This window comes from Streptomyces sp. NRRL WC-3605 (assembly GCF_001509795.1).
GTDB classification, from domain to species: domain Bacteria; phylum Actinomycetota; class Actinomycetes; order Streptomycetales; family Streptomycetaceae; genus Streptomyces; species Streptomyces viridochromogenes.
On sequence record NZ_LLZN01000013.1, the window covers coordinates 78044 to 100503 of the forward strand.

The 22460-nt window shown below is 73.6% G+C and carries 18 protein-coding genes and 1 tRNA gene; 8 read left to right on the plus strand and 11 right to left on the minus strand.

What is annotated here, in order from left to right:
- The first annotated feature begins 88 nt into the window (after window positions 1–88).
- Window positions 89–1537, plus strand: a complete 1449-nt coding sequence (locus ADL34_RS04685; protein ID WP_062665296.1) for a tetratricopeptide repeat protein — start codon at window positions 89–91, stop codon at window positions 1535–1537.
- A gap of 22 nt (window positions 1538–1559) precedes the next feature.
- Here ADL34_RS04685 and hppD read toward each other — a convergent pair whose 3' ends face one another.
- Window positions 1560–2705: a 4-hydroxyphenylpyruvate dioxygenase gene (gene hppD, locus ADL34_RS04690; protein ID WP_062665226.1), complete on the minus strand. Its 1146-nt coding sequence runs from the start codon at window positions 2703–2705 to the stop codon at window positions 1560–1562.
- Window positions 2706–2830: 125 nt separating this feature from the next.
- Between hppD and ADL34_RS04695 the strand changes: the two genes are divergently transcribed.
- From ADL34_RS04695 to ADL34_RS04715, 5 genes are all read left to right on the plus strand, one after another.
- The gene (locus ADL34_RS04695) at window positions 2831–3310 is read left to right on the plus strand and encodes an Lrp/AsnC family transcriptional regulator (protein WP_055624583.1); all 480 of its coding nucleotides are present in this window, start codon (window positions 2831–2833) and stop codon (window positions 3308–3310) included.
- Between the two features lie 27 nt (window positions 3311–3337).
- A complete protein-coding gene (locus ADL34_RS04700; RefSeq protein ID WP_062665298.1) occupies window positions 3338–3985 on the plus strand; it encodes an ABC transporter permease in 648 nt (215 codons plus the stop codon).
- Window positions 3978–5216: a betaine/proline/choline family ABC transporter ATP-binding protein gene (locus ADL34_RS04705; RefSeq protein WP_062665233.1), complete on the plus strand. Its 1239-nt coding sequence runs from the start codon at window positions 3978–3980 to the stop codon at window positions 5214–5216. Before ADL34_RS04700 ends, ADL34_RS04705 begins: the two co-directional genes overlap by 8 nt.
- A complete protein-coding gene (locus ADL34_RS04710; RefSeq protein ID WP_062665235.1) occupies window positions 5213–6043 on the plus strand; it encodes an ABC transporter permease in 831 nt (276 codons plus the stop codon). The genes ADL34_RS04705 and ADL34_RS04710 overlap by 4 nt, the downstream gene beginning before the upstream one ends.
- Before the next feature lie 80 nt (window positions 6044–6123).
- A complete protein-coding gene (locus ADL34_RS04715; RefSeq protein WP_062665300.1) occupies window positions 6124–7044 on the plus strand; it encodes a glycine betaine ABC transporter substrate-binding protein in 921 nt (306 codons plus the stop codon).
- An 11-nt stretch (window positions 7045–7055) separates the two neighbouring features.
- Here ADL34_RS04715 and ADL34_RS04720 read toward each other — a convergent pair whose 3' ends face one another.
- From ADL34_RS04720 to ADL34_RS04745, 6 genes are all read right to left on the minus strand, one after another.
- Complete coding sequence (locus ADL34_RS04720) at window positions 7056–7847, minus strand: PDZ domain-containing protein (protein WP_062665238.1); 792 nt, start codon at window positions 7845–7847, stop codon at window positions 7056–7058.
- 146 nt (window positions 7848–7993) lie between these two features.
- Window positions 7994–9103 carry an o-succinylbenzoate synthase gene (menC, locus tag ADL34_RS04725; protein ID WP_062665239.1) on the minus strand — a complete coding sequence of 370 codons (1110 nt, stop codon included), beginning with the start codon at window positions 9101–9103 and terminating at the stop codon, window positions 7994–7996.
- Window positions 9100–9912: a hypothetical protein gene (locus tag ADL34_RS04730; protein WP_062665240.1), complete on the minus strand. Its 813-nt coding sequence runs from the start codon at window positions 9910–9912 to the stop codon at window positions 9100–9102. Before ADL34_RS04730 ends, menC begins: the two co-directional genes overlap by 4 nt.
- Window positions 9913–9986: 74 nt before the next feature.
- Window positions 9987–10628 (minus strand): IclR family transcriptional regulator, encoded by a 642-nt coding sequence (locus tag ADL34_RS04735; protein ID WP_062665241.1) that lies wholly within the window; start codon window positions 10626–10628, stop codon window positions 9987–9989.
- A 372-nt stretch (window positions 10629–11000) separates the two neighbouring features.
- Window positions 11001–12791 carry a DEAD/DEAH box helicase gene (locus ADL34_RS04740; protein WP_062665242.1) on the minus strand — a complete coding sequence of 597 codons (1791 nt, stop codon included), beginning with the start codon at window positions 12789–12791 and terminating at the stop codon, window positions 11001–11003.
- A gap of 298 nt (window positions 12792–13089) precedes the next feature.
- Window positions 13090–14544 (minus strand): MFS transporter, encoded by a 1455-nt coding sequence (locus ADL34_RS04745; protein WP_062665243.1) that lies wholly within the window; start codon window positions 14542–14544, stop codon window positions 13090–13092.
- Window positions 14545–14752: 208 nt separating this feature from the next.
- Here ADL34_RS04745 and ADL34_RS04750 point away from each other — a divergent pair.
- A tRNA-Cys gene (locus ADL34_RS04750) sits at window positions 14753–14824 on the plus strand.
- Window positions 14825–15038: 214 nt separating this feature from the next.
- Complete coding sequence (locus ADL34_RS04755) at window positions 15039–16268, plus strand: LPXTG cell wall anchor domain-containing protein (protein ID WP_062665244.1); 1230 nt, start codon at window positions 15039–15041, stop codon at window positions 16266–16268.
- 52 nt (window positions 16269–16320) lie between these two features.
- On the opposite strand, the gene ADL34_RS04760 is transcribed toward ADL34_RS04755, so the two are convergent.
- From ADL34_RS04760 to ADL34_RS04775, 4 genes are all read right to left on the minus strand, one after another.
- Window positions 16321–17508 (minus strand): SUKH-4 family immunity protein, encoded by a 1188-nt coding sequence (locus tag ADL34_RS04760; protein WP_062665245.1) that lies wholly within the window; start codon window positions 17506–17508, stop codon window positions 16321–16323.
- 242 nt (window positions 17509–17750) lie between these two features.
- Window positions 17751–20060 (minus strand): xanthine dehydrogenase family protein molybdopterin-binding subunit, encoded by a 2310-nt coding sequence (locus tag ADL34_RS04765; protein WP_062665247.1) that lies wholly within the window; start codon window positions 20058–20060, stop codon window positions 17751–17753.
- Window positions 20057–21562, minus strand: a complete 1506-nt coding sequence (locus tag ADL34_RS04770; protein ID WP_062665249.1) for a 2Fe-2S iron-sulfur cluster-binding protein — start codon at window positions 21560–21562, stop codon at window positions 20057–20059. Before ADL34_RS04770 ends, ADL34_RS04765 begins: the two co-directional genes overlap by 4 nt.
- On the minus strand, window positions 21559–22452 hold the full coding sequence (locus ADL34_RS04775) for an FAD binding domain-containing protein (protein WP_062665250.1): 894 nt from the start codon (window positions 22450–22452) through the stop codon (window positions 21559–21561). Before ADL34_RS04775 ends, ADL34_RS04770 begins: the two co-directional genes overlap by 4 nt.
- Window positions 22453–22460: the final 8 nt, after the last annotated feature.

The window sequence follows — 22460 nt, forward strand, 5'->3', positions numbered from 1 at the left end:
GGCCATCGGTGTGAACCCCGCGCGCGGCACCCGTGGCCGGGCGGGTGTGGTCGTCGTGTCCACGCCCCGTTTCGCGCACAGTAACGCCATGGAGAACGAGGCCGTGGACCAGGGACAGGACGCGACCGCCCGGCGGCGCCTGCGGCGCCGGGTCCTCATCGCGTCGGTGGCGGGCTGTGCCGTGCTCGGCGGCGCGCTGGCGCTGCTGCCGTCCGGGCCGGGGCCCGGGCCCGCGCGGCCGCCCGCACCGGCGCCGGCACCGGGGGCGCGGGCGCTGACCGCGGTGACCTCGGGGGTGCCGGCGGCGCTGCCCGATCTGGCGGCGCTGATCGACCGGCGCGAGCGGCGGGTGCGCGCGCATCCGCGGGACGCCGTGTCGTGGGCGGTGCTGGGGGCCGCGTACGTCGAGCAGGGGCGGCGGACCGCGCAGCCGGCGTACTACCCGAAGGCGGAGAAAGCGCTGCGCGCCTCGCTGGAGGTCCGCTCGCGCAACGCCGGGGCGCTGAGCGGCATGGCGGCCCTGGCGAACGCCCGGCGGGACTTCGGGGCGGCGCTGACCTGGGCGGAGGCGGCGGTGAAGGCGGACCCGAAGCGCTGGACGGCGTATCCGCAGCTGATCGACGCGCACACCGGCCTCGGTCACCACAAGGCGGCGGGGCGGGCCCTGGACCGGCTGCTGAAGCTGCGCTCGGGCCCGGCGGTGCGGGCACGGGCGGCGGCCGTGTACCGGGACCGGGGGCTGGGCGAGGACGCGGCGGCGGCGCTGTCCGACGCGGCGGCCGGCGCGGCGAACCCGGCCGAGCGTGCGGACTATCTGGAGCGGGCCGGGCAGCTGGCGTTCGAGAGCGGTGACGTGGACGTGGCGCTGCGGCACTTCCAGGAGGCGGTGCGGCTCGACCCGGACCAGCGGGCGGCGCTGGCCGGGCAGGGCCGGGCACTGGCCGCGCTGGGCCGCACCACGGAGGCCCTGACCGCCTACCGGGCGGCCCTCGCGCGGCAGCCGTGCCCGGAGTACGCGCTGGAGCTGGGCGAGCTGTACGAGTCGATGGGTCTCGGGCAGGCGGCACGCGTGCAGTACGACCTGCTGCGGGAGCGGGCGGCGCGGGCCGCGGCGGCCGGGGTGGACGAGGAGCTGGTCCTGGGCCGGTTCGAGGCGGACCACGGGGACGCGGAGTCGGCGGTGGAGCGGCTGCGCGCGGAGTGGCGGCGTCAGCCGGGGATCGCGGTCGCGGACGCGCTGGGCTGGGCGCTGCACCGGGCCGGGGAGGACGAGGAGGCCCTGACGTTCGCCCGGCGGGCCACGGACCGGGCCAAGGGGGGCGCGGTGCGCAGCGCGCTGTACAGCTACCACCTGGGGATGATCGAGCGGGAGCTGGGCCGGGAGGGGCCGGCGCGGCGGCACCTCCAGGAGGCGCTGCGGATCAGTCCGCGCTTCTCGCCGACGCTGGCGCCGAAGGCGGAGGAGGCGCTGCGGGAGCTCGGGGAGCCGTCGGTGGAGGACGTCCCGGACTTCGAGGACTGGTCCGCCGGGGAGTGAGCCTCCCCGGCGGGCCGGGCCGTCAGAGGTTGCCGCGCTTGGCCTGCTCGCGCTCGATGGCCTCGAACAGCGCCTTGAAGTTGCCCTTGCCGAAGCCCATGGAGCCGTGGCGCTCGATCATCTCGAAGAAGACGGTCGGGCGGTCCTGGACCGGCTTGGTGAAGATCTGCAGCAGGTAGCCGTCCTCGTCGCGGTCGACGAGGATCTTCAGCTCGCGCAGCGTCTCGACGGGCACCCGGGTCTCGCCCGCCCACTCGCCGAGGGTGTCGTAGTACGAGTCCGGGGTGTCCAGGAACTGCACGCCGGCGGCGCGCATCTGGCGGACGGTGTGCACGATGTCGTTGGTGTTCAGCGCGATGTGCTGGACGCCGGCGCCGCCGTAGAACTCCAGGTACTCGTCGATCTGGGACTTCTTCTTGGCGATGGCGGGCTCGTTGATCGGGAACTTGACCTTGAGCGTGCCGTCGGCCACGACCTTGGACATCAGCGCGCTGTACTCGGTCGCGATGTCGTCGCCCACGAACTCCTTCATGTTCGTGAAGCCCATGACCTTGTTGTAGAACGCGACCCACTCGTTCATCCGGCCGAGCTCGACGTTGCCGACGCAGTGGTCGACGGCCTGGAAGGAGCGCTTGGCCGGCGGCTCGACCATCGGGGCGGCGGAGACGTAGCCGGGCAGGTACGGGCCGTCGTAGCCGGTGCGCTCGACCAGCGTGTGGCGGGTCTTGCCGTAGGTGGCGATGGCGGCCAGCACCACGGTGCCGTGCTCGTCCTTCAGCTCGTACGGCTCGGCGACGGACGTGGCGCCGTGCTCGATCGCGTAGGCGTAGGCGGCGCGGGCGTCCGGCACCTCGATGGCGAGGTCGTACACGCCGTCGCCGTGCGCGGCCACGTGGTCCTCGAGGAAGGCGCCCCACTCGGTGGACCGCTTGATCACGGAGGTGAACACGAAGCGGGCCGAGCCGCTCTCCAGCACGTACGAGGCGGTCTCGCGGCTGCCGTTCTCCGGTCCGGAGTATGCGACCAGCTGCATGCCGAAGGCGGTGGAGTAGTAGTGCGCCGCCTGCTTGGCGTTGCCCACGGCGAAGACGACCGCGTCCATTCCCTTGACCGGGAAGGGGTCGGCCTGCCGTGCGGTGTCGGGAGTGTGGTGTGTGGTCTGCGTCATAGGCGCAGCCTCACCCGGCACGGCAAGGTGCGCAATAGTTTCGTTTTCCGCTGGGCAATCTGTAGGGCATCAGGGCGGTCCACGCGGACTTTCTGTACAGGATGACCACCCCGGAAGGGGGGCGTATGGCGATCGACCGGCTGGACGGGCGGATCATCGCGCTGCTGGCGCGCGAGCCGCGGATCGGGGTGCTGGAGATGTCCCGGCGGCTGGGGGTGGCGCGTGGGACCGCGCAGGCGCGGCTGGACCGCCTTCAGTCGAACGGAGTCATCCGCGGCTTCGGGCCGGAGGTCGATCCGGCGGCCCTCGGCTACCCGGTCACGGCGTTCGCCACGCTGCAGATCCGGCAGGGTCAAGGAGCCGACGTGCGCGCGCACTTGGCGTCCGTGCCGGAGGTGCTGGAGCTGCACACCACCACCGGCACCGGGGACATGCTGTGCCGTCTGGTGGCGCGCTCGAACGCCGATCTTCAACGTGTGATCGACCGGGTCGTCGGTTTCGATGGGATCGTCCGGGCCTCCACCGCGATCGTCATGGAGAACCCCGTTCCGCTGCGGGTCATCCCTCTGGTGGAGCAGGCGGCGGAGGACCGGGAGAGCAGCTAGCGGCCCGATCAGCTGGGGGTGAGCCTCGTGAACTTCTGGGAGTACCTGGGCAGCCGCCACCAGCAGCTGTTCGCCGACGCCCTGCAGCACGCGAGCGCGGTCCTGCAGTGCATGGTGGTGGCCACCCTCATCGGGGTGCTGATCGGGGTGCTGACGTACCGCAGCGAGTGGGCCGGGAACCTGGCCACGCTGACCACCTCGGGCATCCTGACCATCCCGTCGCTGGCCATGATCGGCCTGCTCATCCCGATCGTGGGGCTGGGCGTGGCGCCGACGGTGATCGCGCTGACGCTGTACGGGCTGCTGCCGATCGTGCGCAACTGCATCGTCGGCCTGCGCGGCGTCGACCCCGCCCTGGTGGACGCGGCCCGCGGGATCGGGATGTCCCGGCTCGCGCAGTTGCTGCGGGTGGAGCTGCCGCTGGCCTGGCCGCCGATCCTGACCGGCATCCGGGTCGCCACGCAGATGCTGATGGGCATCGCAGCGATCGCCGCGTACGCCTCGGGCCCCGGCCTCGGCAACGTGATCTTCCGCGGGCTCGCCTCGCTGGGCAGCGCCAACGCGCTCAACCAGGTGCTCGCGGGCACCATCGGGATCATCATCCTCGCGCTGCTGTTCGACGCCGCGTACGTCGTCCTCGGACGGCTGACCATCCCCAGGGGGATCCGTGTCTGAGAGCGAGCACCACGGCGCCTCCATCGAGCTGGAGAACCTGACCAAGCGCTACCCCGGCAGCGCGCAGCCGGCCGTCGACAACGTGAACATGGAGATCAAGGCGGGCGAGGTGGTGATCTTCGTCGGGCCCTCAGGGTGCGGGAAGTCCACGACGCTGAAGATGATCAACCGTCTGATCGAGCCGACCGGCGGCCGGATCCGCATCGACGGCGAGGACGTCACCGACATGGACCCGGTGAAGCTGCGCCGCCGCCTCGGCTACGCCATCCAGTCCGCCGGGCTGTTCCCGCACATGACGGTCGCCCAGAACATCGGCCTGGTGCCGAAGATGATCGGCTGGTCGAAGTCCAGGATCGCCTCCCGCGTCGAGGAGCTGCTCGACCTGGTGGGCCTGGACCCCGGCGAGTTCCACGGCCGCTACCCCCGCCAGCTCTCCGGCGGGCAGCAGCAGCGGGTCGGCGTGGCACGGGCGCTGGCCGCCGACCCGCCCGTCCTGCTGATGGACGAGCCGTTCGGCGCGGTCGACCCGATCACCCGGGACCACCTCCAGGACGAGCTGATCCGGCTCCAGCACGAACTGCACAAGACCATCGTGTTCGTCACGCACGACTTCGACGAGGCCATCAAGATCGGCGACCGGATCGCGGTGCTCCGCGAGCGCTCCCACATCGCCCAGTTCGACACCCCGGAGGCCATCCTCACCAACCCGGCCGACGACTTCGTCTCCGGGTTCGTCGGCGCGGGCGCGGCGCTGAAGCGGCTCAACCTGACCCGGGTGCGGGACGTGGAGATCACCGACTACCCGACGGTGACCGTCGACGACCCGCTCCAGGAGATCTTCAACCGGCTGCGCTCCAGCGGCACCAACGAGATCCTGCTGCTCGACAAGCGGCGCCGCCCCTACAAGTGGGTGCGGCGCGGCGACCTGATGCGGGCCCGCGGCTCGCTGGCCCGGGCCGGGACGCTGGTCAGCGACACCGTGACCCGGGACGCCACCCTGCGGGACGCCCTGGAGGCGGTCCTCACCGACAACGCGGGACGGGTCGCGGTGACCGGGCGGCGCGGCGAGTACACGGGCGTCGTCGACATGGAGACGCTGATCAACTCCGTGCACGAACTGCTGGAGGCCGACCGGCTGGAGGCGCTGGAGGCGCAGCACGAGCTGGAGGGCCAGCGCAGCGAGGTCACCCATGCCGAGCAGGAGGGCGGCACGGAAGGGCGGATGGCGTGAGCACCTCCCAGGCGCCGGGCGCGCCGGCACGGGAGGAACCGCCCGTCCCCGAGGACGACGAGGCGCCCCCTCCCCCGCCCCCGAAACGGCCGCCGCGCAAGCTGAGCTGGCAGAAGCTCACCATCGTCCCGGCGATGCTGGTCGTGCTGCTGCTGGCGACCTGGCTGTGGTTCCGGCAGGCCGACCTCGACCCGGTCTCCGAGAACGCGCTGTCCGACGGGCAGGTCTCGCAGGCCCTGTGGGAGCACATCGAACTGACCGTCATCTCCACGTTCTTCGTGCTGATCATCGCGATCCCGCTCGGGATCCTGCTGACCCGGCGGGCCTTCCGCAAGGCCACACCGGTGGCACTGGCGTTCGCCAACATGGGCCAGGCGACCCCGGCGATCGGGCTGCTCGCCCTGCTGGTGATCTGGCTGGGCATCGGCCGCCGTGCCGCGCTGATCGGCATCATCATCTACGCCGTCCTGCCGGTGCTGTCCAACACGATCGCCGGTCTCAAGGCGAACGACCCGACGCTGCTGGAGGCGGCGCGGGGCATCGGGATGTCCCCGGCGGGCGTGCTGACCCGGGTCGAGCTGCCGCTGGCGGTGCCGCTGATCCTGGCGGGTGTGCGCACGGCCCTCGTCCTCAACGTCGGTACGGCGACCCTCGCGGTGTTCGGCGGGGGCGGCGGGCTGGGCGTGCTGATCACGGCCGGCATCACCAACCAGCGGATGCCGGTGCTGGTGCTGGGCTCGATCCTCACCGTGTCGCTGGCGCTCCTGGTGGACTGGCTGGCGTCGCTGGCCGAGGTGCTGCTGCGGCCGAGGGGGCTGGACCTGTGAGGCGGAGCGGAGCTGTGAGGCGGGTCGGGCAGGTGCGGCCGGTGAGGCGGCCGGCCGTGCTGCTGGCGGCGGGGCTGGTGATGACGGCGGCGGCCTGCGGGCTGACCAGCGGCTCCCCCATGGTCGACGACGTGGAGCCCGGCTCGATCGGGCGGGGCGAACCGCTGGAGGGCGCCAAGCTGACGGTGACGTCGAAGTCGTTCACCGAGCAGCTGATCCTCGGCGCGATCATGGGCATCGCCTTCGAGGCGGCCGGTGCCGAGGTGGTGGACCGCACCGGCATCCAGGGCTCCATCGGCAGCCGGGAGGCCGTGGTCAAGGGGGAGGCGGACGCCGGGTACGAGTACACGGGCACGGCCTGGATCACGTATCTCGGGCACAGCGATCCGATCACCGACCCGCACGAGCAGTGGGAGGCGGTGAAGAAGGAGGACGCGGGCAACGGGGTGACCTGGCTGCCGCCGGCCCGGCTGGACAACACGTACGCGCTGGCCATGAACCAGGCCAACCACCGCAAGTACCGCACGAACACCCTCTCCGAGGTGGCCGCCCTGTCGAAGTCGAACCCGTCCGCGGTCACGCTGTGCGTGGAGGTCGAGTTCGCCAACCGGGCCGACGGCCTGCGCGGCATGGAGGAGACGTACGGCATGGACGTGCCGTCGCGGAACATCACGCAGATGGACACCGGGATCATCTACACCCAGACCGCGAAGGGCAGTTGCACCTACGGCGAGGTCTTCACCACCGACGGCCGGATCAAGTCGATGAACCTGGTCGTGATGGACGACGACAAGGACTTCTTCCCGAACTACAACGCCGCCCCGATGATCAACACCAAGACCCTGCGGAAGTGGCCGGCGATCCCCGACGTCCTGGACCCGATCACGAAGAAGCTGGACAACACGGTGGCGCAGGAGCTGAACGCGAAGGTGGACGTCGACGGGGAGGACCCGCACCAGGTGGCGCTGGACTGGCTGAAGCAGGAGGGCCTCGTGAAGTAGCGCTCCCGTTCTCAGCAGGCCGGGACCGTGCCCTTGCCCGTCCTGAGCGCGTCGAGCGCGCCGATCGCGCCCTTCAGGGTGGTCACCGGGACCAGGCGCAGGCCCTTCGGGAGTTCCGCCTTCGCGTCGCCGCACTCGTCCTTCGGCACCAGGAACACCGTCGCGCCGTCCCGCCGGGCGGCCTGCGTCTTCAGGGAGACCCCGCCGACCGCGCCGACCTTGCCGTCCGGGTCGATGGTGCCGGTGCCGGCGATGACGCGGCCGCCCGTGAGGTCGCCGCCGCTGCCGTCGCCGTCGAGCTTGTCGACGATGCCGAGCGAGAAGAGCAGACCGGCGCTCGGGCCGCCCACGTCCGCGAGCTTCAGGGTGACCCGGACGTCCTTGCCGTCGAGGTCGAGGTAGGTCAGGGCGGCCTCGGTGGCGTCGTCCTGGGACTCCTTCATCTGCCGGGTGTTGAACCGCTCGATCTCCCGGGTGCTCTGTCCGCTGGGATAGACCGAGTCGCGCGGCATGACCGCCTGGTCGGTGCTGAACCAGGCGTCGATCACGTCACCGAGCCGCACCGTGGTGTCGGGCGACGTCGCCTCGATCGTCGTCATGCGCAGCTGGCCGCTGGTGTCGCGGGTCGGCGCACCGGAGATCGTGATGACCGGCTCGCCCCGGTTGTCGCCGAGCACGTTCGCCGTCAGACCGGGCTGCGTCAGCGAGAACGGCAGGGGCGCGAAGGCCGCGGTGGCGAGCAGGGCCACCACCGGCAGCGCACAGACGGCGAGGGCCCGGGGGCGCGTGAGGCGTGAGAGCACGGACCAAATCTAACGTGACGGCGTGCCGCCCCGGACCGGGGCCGGGGCGGTGCTGGGCGGCGTCAGCACGGCTACAGGTCGCGCGGGCGGCGGGCGCCGGGCGGCGCGCTCGGGCGCGGTGCGGAGCCGGAGGCGCCGGGCTGCGTTCAGGCGCGGTACAGGTCCCTGCGGGCCGTGGTGAAGCGTCGCAGGGCCTCCGGTAGGGGACGGACGCCGATGCCGGGGCCCCGTGGCACCGGCAGGTGGCCGTCGGTGAGGACGAAGGGCTCCGTGATGTCCTCGGCGAAGTAGCGGGCGGAGGCGGAGGTGTCGCCCGGCAGGATGCAGCCGGGGAGTGCGGCCAGCGCCAGGTTGGCCGCGCGGCCGATACCCGTCTCCAGCATGCCGCCGCACCACACCGGCACCCCGTGGGCGTGCGCCACGTCGTGGACGCGCCGCGCCTCCAGGTAGCCGCCGACCCGGGCCGGTTTCACGTTCACCGCCCGGCAGGCGTCCAGCGTGATCGCGGACGCGGTGTCGCGGGCGTTGTGCAGCGACTCGTCCAGGCAGACGGGGGTCGCGAGCCGCTGCTGGAGCCGGGCGTGCGCGTACAGGTCGCCTCCGGCGAGGGGCTCCTCGACCAGCAGCAGCCCGAACGCGTCGAGCCGCCGCAGGTGCTCGGCGTCCGCGAGCGTGTAGGCGGCGTTGGCGTCGACCTGGAGCGGCACCGCCTCCCCGAAGCGCTCCCGTACCGCCCGGACCGGCTCCAGGTCCCAGCCGGGCTCGATCTTCAGCTTGATCCGCACGTACCCCTCGGCGAGGTACCCCTCGACGTCGTCCAGCAGTTCCCCGACGGTCGGCCTGATCCCCACCGACACCCCGGCGGGCACCCGCTCGCGCACCGCCCCGAGATACGTGGCCAGGGACATGCCGTACGACCGCAGCTCGGCGTCGAGGACCGCCGTCTCCAGGGCCGCCTTCGCCAGCTCGTGTCCCTTGACGGCGGCCAGCGCCGGGCCGAGGGCGGGCGCGGTGAGCGCGGGCAGGGCGGCGGCCCGGGGCAGCAGGACGTCCCGCAGCACGATCTCCGCGCCGGCCACGAACTCCGCGCAGTACAGCGGCTCGGGGTCGCCGGCGAACTCCGACCAGCCCTCGGCGGTGTCGGTGACGGCCCGCAGCAGGAAGGTGTCCTTCGTCGTCATCGTGCCGAAGGAGGTGCGGAACGGGGTCACGAGCGGGATCGCGACCCGGAGCAGTTCGACGCGTTCCAGCTTCACGGGGTGTCCTCCTCCATGCGGGCGTCCTCCCGGCGCGTGAGCGTGTACCAGCCGTCGCGGGACATCTCCGTCGCCGTGAACCCCTCGGCGAACGCCTTGGTGAACACCTCGCGCACGGCCCGCCGCCAGCCGAGGGCCCGCTCGGCGTCCGTGGCCCGTAACGCCACGATGTCCTGCGGCACCCGGCACCACACGTACCGGTCCCCGGGGTCGCGGCGGGCGAGCGACCCGCCGTCCGGCGCCGGGTGGGTGACGGGCGCGGCCTCGCGCGCGGCGGTGGTGTCGGTGGTCGTACCAGTGGTCGTTCCGGCGGACGACCGCCGCGTGCCGGTCAGGTCCCAGGTGACCTCCAGCCGGTCGCTCTCGTCGCCGTCGTTCACGCCGTCGGCCATGGGGCCGTAGAAGTCGACGAGGTAGCCGGTGCCCTCGGCGCCGAGCTTGACGAGGTTGAAGCGGGCGTTGCGGCCGACCAGCGGGTCGAAGGTCCAGCGCATGGTGCGCGCCCCGAGCCCCAGCGCCCACGCCCGCTGGGCCTCCTTGAGCCGTGGCCCGAGCCCGCGCTCGGCGGCCGCGAGCAGCGAGTACGCCGCTCTGGCCGCCGGCGGCCCGAACACGGCGACGCAGCCGCCGACGACGCGCTCCCCGTCGTACGCGGCGTGCACCGCACCGCCCGCGTGGGCGAGGCTGTTCAGCGTCTCGGGCAGCAGCGGCGGCGCGCTGCGCGGCGTCTGCCACACGTCGCTGAAGTAGTCGGCGACGGCGGCGAACCCGGCGGTGTCGTGGACGGTGCGGATGCTCTCTGAGGTCATGACACGAGTGTCGGAGGTGGCGCGGGGGCTGCCTAGAGGGCCGCACGCCAGGCCCGGGCCGTCCGGAAGGCGCGTCAGCGGAGGGCTTCGGCGACCTCCCGGGCCGCGTCCACGACCCGCTGCCCGACCCGCTCCGGTACGGCGTCGGCCAGCATCACGACGCCCACGCTGCCCTCGACCCCGGTGACGCCCACCAGCGGGGCGGCGGCTCCGCTCGCACCGGCCTCCAGCTCGCCGTGGGTCAGGGTGTACCCGGGGCCCTCGGGGGGCTGCTTCCGGGCGGCGAGGATGGCGCGGCCCGCGGCCCCGCGGTCCAGGGGGTGCCGGAAACCCGCACGGTAGGCCACGTGGTAGTCGGTCCAGGTCGGCTCCACCACGGCAACGGCCAGCGCCTCGGAGCCGTCCACGAGCGTCAGGTGGGCCGTCGCGCCTATGTCCTCGGCCAGGGAGCGCAGCGCGGGCAGCGCGGCCTCGCGCACCAGCGGATGCACCTGGCGGCCGAGCCGCAGCACGCCGAGCCCGACGCGGGCGCGGCCCCCGAGGTCGCGGCGTACGAGGGCGTGCTGTTCGAGCGTGGCGAGCAGCCGGTACACGACGGTCCGGTTCACGCCCAGTTTGGTGGATAGCTCGGTGACGGTCAGTCCGTGGTCCGTATCGGCCAGCAGCTTGAGGACGCGCAGTCCCCTGTCGAGCGTCTGAGAGGTCTCCGCGGTCACGACGCCCACTCCTTAGTGGTGAGGTCGACGGCCTCGTCGCGGCGGATGCGTCACCGAGTCCCGTCGGTCACGCGCTTCAGAGGCCGCCGATCGGCCGGCGGTCCGGCCTTCCGGACCGCGTCGCTTCACGGCTGCGCTCCGCGGCGGCGCTGCCACGGGGCGTATGCGTAGGCGGACATTAGCGAAGCCGGTTCGCTGAGCGGAAGGCTCCGTCCAGAATCCGGGCATGCGCTGGTACGGACCGCACGGGTTCGCCCGTATATGTGCGGCGCACCGGGTTACGGGAGGGGCGTGGGGTGTCCGGTGGGGCGCGCGCCGTCGCGGTACGGGGCGCGCGCCGGGGTCACCGTATCGAGGTGGCGGACGCGAGGATCACCGCATCCGGGTGGCCCACTCCTGCACCTTGGCGATCCGCTGGCGCAGCTGCCCGGCCGTCGCCTCGGCGCTCGGCGGTCCCCCGCACACGCGCCGCAGCTCCGTGTGGATGACGCCGTGCGGCTTGCCGCTCTGATGGACGTAGGCGGAGACCATCGTGTTGAGCTGCTTGCGCAGCTCCATCATCTCCTTGTGCGAGACGACGGGGCGCCGCTCGGCGGGCAGTTCGAGCAGGTCGGCCTCGGCGTCCGGCTTCTTGCGGCTGTGCGCGATCTGCCGGGCCTGCCGCTTCTGGAGCAGCATTTGCACCTGGTCCGGCTCCAGCAGCCCGGGGATGCCGAGGTAGTCCTGCTCCTCCTCGCTGCCCGGGTGGGCCTGCATGCCGAACTCGGCGCCGTCGTAGAGGACCCGGTCGAAGACGGCGTCGGACTCCAGCGCCTCGAAGGGCAGCATGTCCTGCTCGCCGGTCTCCTCGTCCTGCTCCTTGTTCGCCTCCTCCATCTCCTTCTCGGACTCGGCGTACGGGTCCTCCTCGCCCTCCTTCTTCGGCTTGTCGAGGGCGTGGTCGCGCTCGACCTCCATCTCGTTGGCGAAGGTGAGCAGGTCGGGCACGGTCGGCAGGAAGACGGACGCCGTCTCGCCGCGCCGCCTGGACCGTACGAAACGGCCGACGGCCTGCGCGAAGAAGAGCGGCGTGGAGATCGTGGTGGCGTAGACGCCGACCGCGAGGCGGGGCACGTCGACGCCCTCGGACACCATGCGGACCGCCACCATCCAGCGGTCCTCGCTGCCGCTGAAGTCGTCGATCCGCTTCGAGGCGCCGGCGTCGTCGGACAGCACGAGGGTCGCCTTGTGCCCGGTGATCTCGCGGATCAGTTTGGCGTAGGCGCGGGCGGAGTCCTGGTCCGAGGCGATGACGAGGGCCCCGGCGTCCGGGATGGCCTTGCGCACCTCGGTCAGCCGCTGGTCGGCGGCGCGCAGCACGGACGGCATCCAGTCGCCGCGCGGGTCCAGGGCGGTCCGCCAGGCCTGGCTGATCGCGTCCTTGGTCATCGGCTCGCCGAGGCGGGCGGCGATCTCGTCGCCGGCCTTGGTGCGCCAGCGCATGTTGCCGCTGTAGGAGAGGAAGATGACGGGCCGCACGACGTGGTCCGCGAGCGCGTTGCCGTACCCGTAGGTGTAGTCGGCGGCGGAGCGGCGGATGCCGTCGTTCCCCTCCTCGTACGTGACGAACGGGATGGGGTTGGTGTCGGACCGGAAGGGCGTACCGGTCAGGCAGAGCCGGCGGGTGGCCGGCTCGAAGGCCTCCAGGCACGCCTCGCCCCACGACTTCGAGTCACCGGCGTGGTGGATCTCGTCGAGGATGACGAGGGTCTTGCGCTGCTCGACGCGGTTGCGGTGCAGCATGGGGCGCACGCCGACGCCCGCGTACGTCACGGCGACGCCGTGGTAGTCCTTGCCGAGCGGGCCGGCGCTGTACTCGGGGTCCAGCTTGATACCTATGCGCGCCGCCGCTTCCGCCCACTGCTTCTTCAGGTGCTCGGTCGGCGCGACCACCGTGACCTGCTGCACGACGTGGTGGTGCAGCAGCCAGGAGGCGAGGGTGAGGGCGAAGGTCGTCTTTCCGGCGCCGGGCGTGGCGACCGCGAGGAAGTCGCGCGGCTGCTCCTGGATGTACTTCTCCATCGCACCCTGCTGCCAGGCGCGCAGCTTGCTCGCGGTGCCCCAGGGGGCCCGTCCGGGGAAGGCGGGGGAAAGGTGGTGGGAGGAGGCGGCGGTGGTAGTCACGGTCTCCGTACGGGGGTCGGTTCAAGGGCCACGCCGATCCGCTGGGCGGGCGGCTGGGCCTGCGTATGACAACCGGGCCACCCTACCGGCGGCCCGGCACCGGCCCGACTCGGACGGGGCCGGGTCACACGCGGGTGGGACTGACGTCACAACGGGAAAGGCCCACGGGGGGTGGGTTCAGCGCTCCCGGAGCCGGGTGGTCACCCATCCGCCCGGCTCAGTGCTCCCGGAGCCGGGGTGGTCACCACCCCGCCCCGCTCAGTTCTCCCGGAGCCGGGTGGTCACCCAGGAGTCGGGCTCAGTTCTCCCGGAGCCGGGTGGTCACCCAGGCGCCCACCAGGGCGACCGCCGCCATCGGCAGGAACACCGCAGCGAAGGCCGCCGGGTGCGAACCGGCGCCGGACGTGTCGAGCGGGGCGTGGCTCAGCGCGCCACCGCCCAGCGCGGCGAACGCGGCGCCGCCCGCCGCCAGCAGGACGACGTTCGACAGGGCGTCGGAGATCTGGAGGGCGGCGGAGTTGGTACCGGCCTCCTCGGGGGCGGAGAGCTTGAGCAGCAGCACGCTGGTGGAGGAGATCACCAGGCCCATGCCGAAGCAGCCGAAGGCCCAGGCCACGGCGAGCGTCCAGGCGGGCACGGACTGGATGAGCACGCTCGGCGCCGCCGCCACGGCCGCGGCGACCAGCACCATCCCGGCGGTCGCCAGCCGCTCCCGGTACGGCTCCACGCGCGGCCGGGACTGCACCCAGGAACCCAGCGCCCAGGTGACCCCGCCGGCCGCGAGCGAGAAGCCGGCGAGCGTCGGCGACAGACCCCGCTGGGTGACCAGCATCAGCGGCACGAAGGACTCGGCCGCGATGAAGGACCCGGCGGCCACGCCGCGCAGCAGGACCACGGACGGCAGGCCCCGCGCCGCCCGGTAGGTGCCGCGCGGGAGCAGTCCGAGCGCGGCCGGCACGAGGAGCGCGGCGCCCAGGGCGCCGGGGACGAGGGAGATCCACCTGAGGTCCTGGGCGGCGTACTGCAGCAGCCCGGCGCCGAAGGAGATCGCGAGGGCGAGCCGGATGCGGCGCCGGTCGAAGGAGGCGTCGGCCCCGGCACCCGGCACGGGTCCGGCGGCGCGGCGGCGTATCTGCGGCAGGGCGAGGGCCAGCGGGAGGAGCACCAGCACGGGGATGCCGACGAACACCCACCGCCAGCCCAGGTGCTCGGTGACCGCGCCGGAGGCCAGCGGGCCCACGATCGACGGCACGACCCAGCTCGCGGCGAACGCCGCCATGATCGCCGGGCGCAGCCGTTCGGGGTAGGCGCGGCCGACGACGACGTACAGGGCGACGATGACGAGTCCGCCGCCGAACCCCTGGACGGCCCGGCCGAGGATGAACAGCCACATGGCGCCCGCGGTGCCGGATAGCAGGAGCCCCGCCCCGAACGCGGCGATTCCGCAGGTCAGCGGCGCGAGCGGCCCGCGCCGGTCGGACCACTGGCCCGACAGCACCATGCCGAACAGGCTGGTGGTGAAGTACCCGGAGAACGCGAAGGCGTACAGCGACACCCCGTCCAGCTCGCGCGCGGCGACCGGCATCGCCGTGCCGACGGCGGTCGCCTCGAAGGCGATGAGGAGCACGACGGAGACGATCCCGATGCTCAGGGCCCGGTACGACCGCCCCAGCACGGTCTCCTCCGGCGCGGCGGCGGAGGGGACGGCGGACGTCTTGGCGACATCGGTGTCGCGCGGCTCGAGGGCAGTCATGGTCGCCAGAGTAAGGGCCGTGACTGACATTGACCCCTGTCGGGGGCCTCACCTCCTCTGGGACCTTGGTCGTACGACCGCCACTCCCCGCCATTCATGAACGCGGCATGGCAGTCACATTGCACCCCGCCCGTTTCCCTTGAGCCGCGTCCCACCCGGCCCGTACGGTCGAACCACCGACCAGGCCCGGCCCACCGGACCTGCGAACGGCCGTGTGCCCGAGTGGTTCAGGGACTCGCCTGCAAAGCGAGTTACGCGGGTTCGATTCCCGCCACGGCCTCCGGAGCACGACCAGGCGAGGCACGACCAGGCGAGGCATGGGGCGGCACCTCTGAGGTGCCGCCCGTTTCCGCACCGGTGCCTCCTCGCCCCACAACTCCTCCCCCGTCCCTCCGCACACAGGAGCACAACCCTCCGCCACCGCCGGGGGTCCTCCTGGTGTCGGGGTTCTGGCCTCGGCCGCCGTGCTTCCTGTCCACCGAGGAGACCCACCCGTGCGCCAGCGCATCCGCACCTCGCACCTTCGTACCTCGGCCGCCCTCGTGGCCGCCGCCGCGATCGCCGCCGCCGTTCCCGCGCTCGCCGCTCCCTCGGCGTACGCGGAGGAGGGTGCGGCGGACCTGGTGATATCGGAGCTGCCGAAGACGTCTCCGAAGCCGGGCGAGGTGTACGACGAGAACGTCGTCGTCACCAACAAGGGCACCGCCGCCGCGGACGGGCTCACCTTCCGGGTCCGGCTGACCCGTGGGCTGGACTTCCCGTCGCAGGTGCCGGGGTGCACCTACTCGACCGTCGAGGACCAGGTCCGCCAGGCGCTGTGCGAGATCGACGAGGTCATCGAGCCGGGCGCCTCCATCGAGACACCCGTGCGGTTCAAGGCGCTGCCCAACGCCCTGATGGAGGCCGTCGAGTACGGCACCGGGGCCACCGGTGAGGCCCCGGGCGAGGGGTACGGCGACAGCCACCGTCGGCTCGCGCTGACGGCGGACAGTTCGGCCGACCTGGCGGCCGTCGGGGAGGACACCGAGGCCCTGGCCGGTGACCGGCAGTCGATCACCGTGCGGCTGCGCAACGACGGGCCCGGCTGGATCCGGAACCAGGAGAGCGACGACCAGCCGGCGCTGATGGTCCGCATCCCGAAGGGCACCACCGCCTCGATGGCGCCGAAGCAGTGCGCGCCGTTCGGCATCGACGGACCGAACGCGCCGGGCGGGACGCCGGGCAAGTCGACGTACGTCTGCACGCCGGACGACAACACGCTCGACGTCGGTGAGGAGGCGCTGTTCACGATCATGCTGGAGATCGGCAAGGACACCGAGACGACGACCGGTGAGGTGAAGGCGACGTCGGTGTACGACATCCACCCCGCCTTCGACAAGAACCCCGCCAACGACAAGGACGTCATCCGCGTCGCCATCCCGACGGACTACGAGCCCGAGCCGACGCCCTCCGGCTCGTCCGCCACCGGGGGTGGCTCGGCGGACGGCGGCTCCACCGGCGGCGGCAACGACCCGTCCGGCCAGACCACCGGTGGCTCCGGGAGCTCCGGTGGGGCAGGCAGTGGCTCGGCGGTTGGCTCCACCACCGGTTCCGTCGATGGCAACCTCGCGAGCACCGGCTCGGACGGCACCCCGCTGATCGCGGGCGCCGCTGCCGCCGCCTCGGCCCTGGGCGCCGGCCTCTTCCTGGCCGTCCGCCGGCGGCGCGCCGCCCGGTCCAGCTGACGGGCACACCCGCTCCTGGGGCCGGCGGTCCCAGGAGCGGTCCCCGGTCGGTTCAGCGGGCGCAGGACTCCAGTACGCCGACCGTCTCGTCCTGGAAGGCCTCAGTCCAGTAGTGGCGGGCCGCGCCGTCCGTCGCCGTGCCCGTCGGGTCGACCGTGGAGAGGACCTGGAGCATCGTCATCGCCAGCTGGTCGTAGGTGGCGGTCGTCAGCTCGTGGTGGGACTCCGCGTCGATCGCCCGCTCGCGGTGCAGCAGCCAGAGGGTGAAGGCGAGCGTGGAGACGTCCGTGTTCAGCGGGTACAGGCGTCCCTCGCGCTCGCTCCAGTGCAGGACGGCACCGGTCACGCCGTCGAGGACGAGGCTGCCGTCCTCCGCGAGGTCGCCGAGGCGGATCAAGGACGCGGCGAGGGGCGGCAGTTCGGCCGGGGTCTCGCGGTCGGTGTCGTACTCGTCCAGGGTGGCCAGCGGCGCGTCGGTGTCCAGGGTGAACAGGAAACCGCCCTCCGGCAGGCCCACTTCGCGCAGGAAGCGGCGGGTGGGCTCGTGGCCGAGGGCGGACGGGAAGTCGACCTCCTCGAAGCGGACCACCGCGCGCCGGCCGAACTCCTCGTCCAGCAGCCGCGCCGGCAGGTCCAGGGCCAGCCCGGACTGCCCGGCGCGGCCCGCGACGAGCGCGAGCGGCCGGATCAGCGCCGCCATCTTCCAGAACGGGGCGGGCTCGCCGTCCGTGCCCTCCTCGAACACCGACAGCAGATGCCGGGACGCCTCCGCGACCGCCTTGGTGCCGTACCGCCCGGCGTACGAGGCGAACTGGCCGCGCAGACCCGCGAGTTCGTCCGTGGCCTCGGCGAAGCGGACCAGGGTGCGCAGGGAGGGCGCCAGGGCGCGGCGGTCCATCAGCTCGGGCCGGTCGTGCAGCAGATGGGTCGTGGAGACCTCGCCGGTCGCGCCGTCGAGGAGTACGGACTCGGTCTCGCGGCCGCCGGGGCCGAGCAGTCCGCCTATCACCAGCTGGTCGCGCAGCTCGGCCGTGAGCCGGCCCGCGTCCCCGGTGGAGTCGGCGACCGTGCGCAGGCCGGCACGGGACAGCTCGGCGAAGCTCAGCACCGAGTTGCCGCCGGGGAGTCCGGGGCCGGTCAGCCAGCGCCGCGTGGACGCGTGGGTGACGTACGGATCGAGCTCGGGCTCGGACAGGATGATCGTCCGGTCACCCGCCTGGGTCGTGATCGTCGTGCTCATGGCTCCCCCGCATGCGCTTGCTCACCGCCCCTGGGCACGACACGCCTGTCCGGCCGGTCACCGCATCCGGCCGTCGTCCCCACTGCCCAGAACACTACGCGCCACCACTGACATCGCACCGGGCCCGGCACGGCCACGGAGAGCGCTTCACCTCAGTAGACGCCCGAGCACCCCGGGTACGTTCCCACAACGCGCCGTTTTCCGCGGGAGATCGGGCCCGGCGGCACGTCCACCGGGTCCGGTCACTGGGTGTGGACGACCGCGGCCTGGGGGCGGATCGGCAGACGGTTGACCGGGCGGCCGGTCGCGGCGCGCACGGCCGAGGCGACGGCCGCGGGCGACGTCACCACCGGCACGGCGCTCACCGCCTTCGCGCCGAACGGCGCGACGACGTCCCGCTCCTCGACCAGTTTCACGATCTGGATGTCGGGGGCGTCCAGCGCGGTGGGCAGCGCGTAGCCGGTCAGGTCGGGGTGGCGGATCAGTCCGCGCGCGGAGCGCAGGTTCTCCGTGAGCGCTATGCCCACGCCCTGCGTCACGCCCGCCTCGATCCGCGCCTCCAGCTGGGCGGGGTTGAGGATCCGGCCGACGTCCTGGGCGAGGGCCAGCTCGACCACGCGCACCGAGCCGAGCTCGATGTCGACGTCGACGACCGCGCGGATCGCGCAGAAGGACAGGCCCACGAACGCGTCGCCCTGGCCGGCGCCGTCCAGCGGCTCGGTCGGGTGGGGGCGGCACTGGGCCGTGGCCCACAGTTCCTTGCCCTCCAGCGCCTCGGTGACGGTGGTCGACAGGACGCCGTCGTACGAGGTGATCTTGCCGTCGGTGATCTGGAGCAGCTCGGTGGACATGCCGAACTTGTGCGCCAGGGGCTGCAGGAGCTGGGTGCGGACCATCTTGGCGGCCCGCTCGACGGCGCCGCCGGAGACCCAGGTGTGCCGGCCGCGGCAGCCCGCGCCGGCCGGGGGCTGGTCGGTGTCGACCGGTGCCACGTGCACCTCGTCGACGCCCAGCGTCTCCTGGACGATCTGCCGGGCGAGCGTGGTGAAGCCCTGGCCGGTCTCGACGGCGGCGCACAGCACCGTCGCGACGCCGTCGTGGACCTTCACGGTGGCCGTGGACACCTCGTCGGCGCCCTCGGCGCCGAGCATGTGCACCATGCCGAGGCCGTAGCCCACGCCGCGGCGCACGGCGCCCGGTTCGCCCGCGCCCTCGGGGCCGCCGGGCAGCAGCCACTCCTCCTCGGGGGTGTCCTTGGGCAGCGGCGGCAGCGGATGGTCCCGTACGGCCTGGAGCAGTTCGGCGACCGGCGCCGGGCAGGTGACGGACTGGCCGGTCGGCAGGACGTCGCCGGTGGCGAGCGCGTTGCGCAGGCGCAGTTCGGCCGGGTCCACGCCGAGCTTCTTGGCCAGCTTGTCCATCTGCGCCTCGTACGCGGCGCACACCTGCATGGCGCCCTCGCCGCGCACATGGCCGGAGGGCGGGTTGTTGGTGCGTACGGCCCAGCCCTCGATGAAGGCGTTCGGGACGACGTACGGGCCGCAGGCGAAGGAGACCGCGGCGGCCAGCGCCTCGGAGGAGGTGTCGGCGTAGGCGCCGGCGTCCAGCAGGATCTGCGCCTCGACCTTGACCAGCTTGCCCTCGGCGTCCGCGTGGTGGCGGTAGCGCAGCAGGGTGGGGTGCCGGTGGATGTGGCCGAGGAAGGACTCCTCGCGGGTGGCCGTGAGCTTCACCGGGCAGCCGGTCTTGAGCGCGAGCAGTCCGAGGGGCAGCTGGAACCCCTGGTCCTCGCGGTCGGCGGTGGCGCCGGGCACGCCGGTGACGACGACCTTGACACGCTCGGGCTCCAGGCCGAAGCAGGCGGCGGCGCGGTCGCGGTCGCTGTGCGGGTCGGTCGAGGCGAGGTAGAGCTCCACGCCTCCGTCGGGGCGCGGGACGGCGAGTCCGGCCTCGGCGCCGATGGGGGCCGGGTCCTGGCGGCCGATGCGGTACAGGCCCTCGACGACGACGTCGCCGGCCGCGTCGGGGTCTCCATGGCGCAGCGGGATGTGCCGGATCAGGTTGCCGTCGGGGTGCAACGGCTCGGCCTCGAAGGCCTGCTCGGGGTCGGTCACCGGGTCGAGCACCTCGTACTCGACGATGACGGCGGCGGCGGCGAGGCGCGCGGTGTCGGGGTGGTCGGCGGCGACGGCGGCGATGGGCTCGCCGTGGTGGCGCACGACGTCGGAGGCGAAGACGGGCCGGTCGGCCCGGCCGCGGCCGAGCATCGGGGTGCCGGGGACGTCCTCGTGGGTGACGACGGCGCGGACGCCGGGCATCTCCCGCGCGTGGGAGGTGTCGATGGACGTGATGCGCGCGTGCGGGTGCGGTGAGCGCAGGACGGCCGCCCACAGCAGGCCCTCGGCCCACAGGTCGGCCGCGTAGGGGAAGGTGCCCTCGGTCTTGGCGCGGGCGTCGGCGGCCGGCAGGGAGGCGCCGAGGCCGTGCGGGACCTGCTCGGGGGCGGGGGCTGCCTCCGCTGCGGTGGTCGCGGTGGCGGCTTCGTTGCTCACGCCTGGCCTCCGTCCTGGCCGTACGGGTCATGCGGTCCCATGGCGCCGGGCGCCTCGAACGCCGAGGCGTGGACGCCGCCGGCCCCCGGGCCCGCCTGGTGCGGGATGCGCGGCTCGCCCTCGTCGCCCTCGGGGGCCTCCGCCGCGTGGGCCGCGCGTTCCGCGACGACCTCCTGGACGGCCCGGACGACGCCCCGGTAGCCGGAGCAGCGGCAGAGGTTGCCGCACAGGGCCTGGCGGGTCTCCAGCTCGCTCGGGGCCGGGTTGCCCTCCAGCAGGTCGTGCACGGTCATCGCCATGCCCGGCACGCAGAAGCCGCACTGCACGGCGCCGCAGCGGGCGAGGGCGCGCTGCACGTCGGAGGGGTGCCCGTCCGCGGCGAGCCCTTCGACGGTGCGCACCTCGCTGCCGGCGGCGGTCACGGCCGGCACCAGGCAGGACGCGACGAGCCGGCCGTCGACCTGGACGTTGCAGGCACCGCACTCGCCCTGCGAGCAGCCGTCCTTGGCGCCCGCGAGGCCGAGGCGCTCGCGCAGCACGTACAGCAGCGACTCGCCGATCCAGGCGTCGGAGACGGGCCGGTCGGCGCCGTTGACGCGCAGGACGTAGGAGGCGAGGGGGTGTTCCTCGCCGGGGGGCGGGGGCGTCTCGCCGGACTCCTCGGCGCGGGCGCCGTCGGCGTCGCCCTCGGCGGGGTCGGCGGAGGGCTCCGCGGGGCTCTGGGCGGCCTCCGTGGCGTCCCGGGCGTCCTCGGCTGCCGCCGCTGCCTCGCCCGCCTCACGGGCGGCCTGGGCGGCCTGTGCGGCGTTCTCGGCGGCCTCCTCGGCGGCGTGCGCCCCCGGAGGCTGGTCGTGACCGGGACCGTGGGCGCCGGGCCGCTCGGCACGGGCGTCGTGCGGGCCGTCCGCCATGGGCGCGCCGGGTGCCGCTGCGGGCTGCTCCCAGGGCTGCTCGGGCTGCAGGGGCGCCCACGGGGCGGCGGCACCGCCCGGCAGCGTGGCCGGGGCTCCGCCGCCCCACTGCTCGACGAGGGAGGAGGTGGTGAACTCGCCCGACTCGTCCGGAAGGTCCCCTCCGGCGAGCGGGATCGACCACTGCCCGGTGACGTCCTGCCCGGTGACGTCCTGCCCGGGCGGCCGGCTCTGGGCGTCCGGGAGGTTCCACTGCTGGGTGGCCGCGGGGTCGTACGTGAACCGGTCGCCGCTGTCCTGGGGGGCGGCCGCGTCGGTGCCGGGCCATCCGGCGCCCTCGCCGGGCGTGCCGGCGGCGGGCCAGCCGGCGGCGGCCGGGTCGGTGCTGCCGGGCGCGGCGGTGATCCGCGGCGGCACGTACCCCTGGCCGGGTGCGGCGAGCGGGCTGTCCGAGGAGGCCAGGAGGGCGTCGATGCCGCCCTCGGGCAGCTCGACGAAGGCCGTGGCGCCGTCGTCGTACTCGCCCTGGGGCAGCGGGTCCCAGCGGCCGTTGCCGCGGGGCGCGCCCTCTCCGTGCCGGTCGTCGGTCACGACAGCGCCCTCCCCAGTGCTCGTCGGGCCAGCGCGGCGACCGTGCGCCGCAGGTGCAGAACGGCGGGCGGATGCTGGGCCACGGTCCCGTCCTCGGCCGGGGCCGGGTCGGGGATGCAGGCGGCGGCGACGTACTCGCCGAAGGCCTGCAGGGCCTCGGGGACGATCGCGCGGCTGTTGTCCCAGTCGATCAGCTGGGCGACCCACTGCTCGGCCTCCAGGGGCCGCAGCGGCATCGGCGCTATGGCGCCGACCGCGCAGCGGATGCCGCGCCGGGCCGGGTCGAGGACGACCGCGACGGACGCGAGGGCCCGCCCGGGGCCGGTGCGGCCGGTGGCCTTGAGGAAAACCTGCGGGGCGTGCAGCAGCGGCACGCGCACGTAGCCGATGAGTTCACCGGCGCGCAGCGTGTCCACGCCCGCCAGCAGGTGCGACACGGGGACCTCGCGGCGGGCCCCGCCCGGGCCCGCGACGATCAGGGTCGCCTCCAGGGCGGCGAGGACCGGCAGCGCGTCACCGGTGTGGGACGCGGAGGCCACGTTGCCGCCGAGGGTGCCGGCGTTGCGGATCTGCGGCGGGCCCGCGGCGCGCGCGGCGGCCGCGAGCGCCGGGATCAGGGCGGCGAAGTCGGGGCGGCCCATACGCGCGTGGGTGAGCCCGGCGCCGAGCAGGGCGTGGCCGTCCTGGTACTGCCAGCCGCGGATCTCGCTGATCTTGCCGAGGCCGACGAGGGCGGCGGGCCGCAGCTGTCCGGAGTTGACGGCGGCCATGAGGTCGGTGCCGCCCGCGACGGGTACGGCGGCGGGCATGGCGGTGAGCGCCGCCACGGCCTCGTCCAGTGTCGTGGGCAGCGTGACGGCCTGCGCCGCCTGCGGTGCGTGCGTGGTCAAACCGGCTG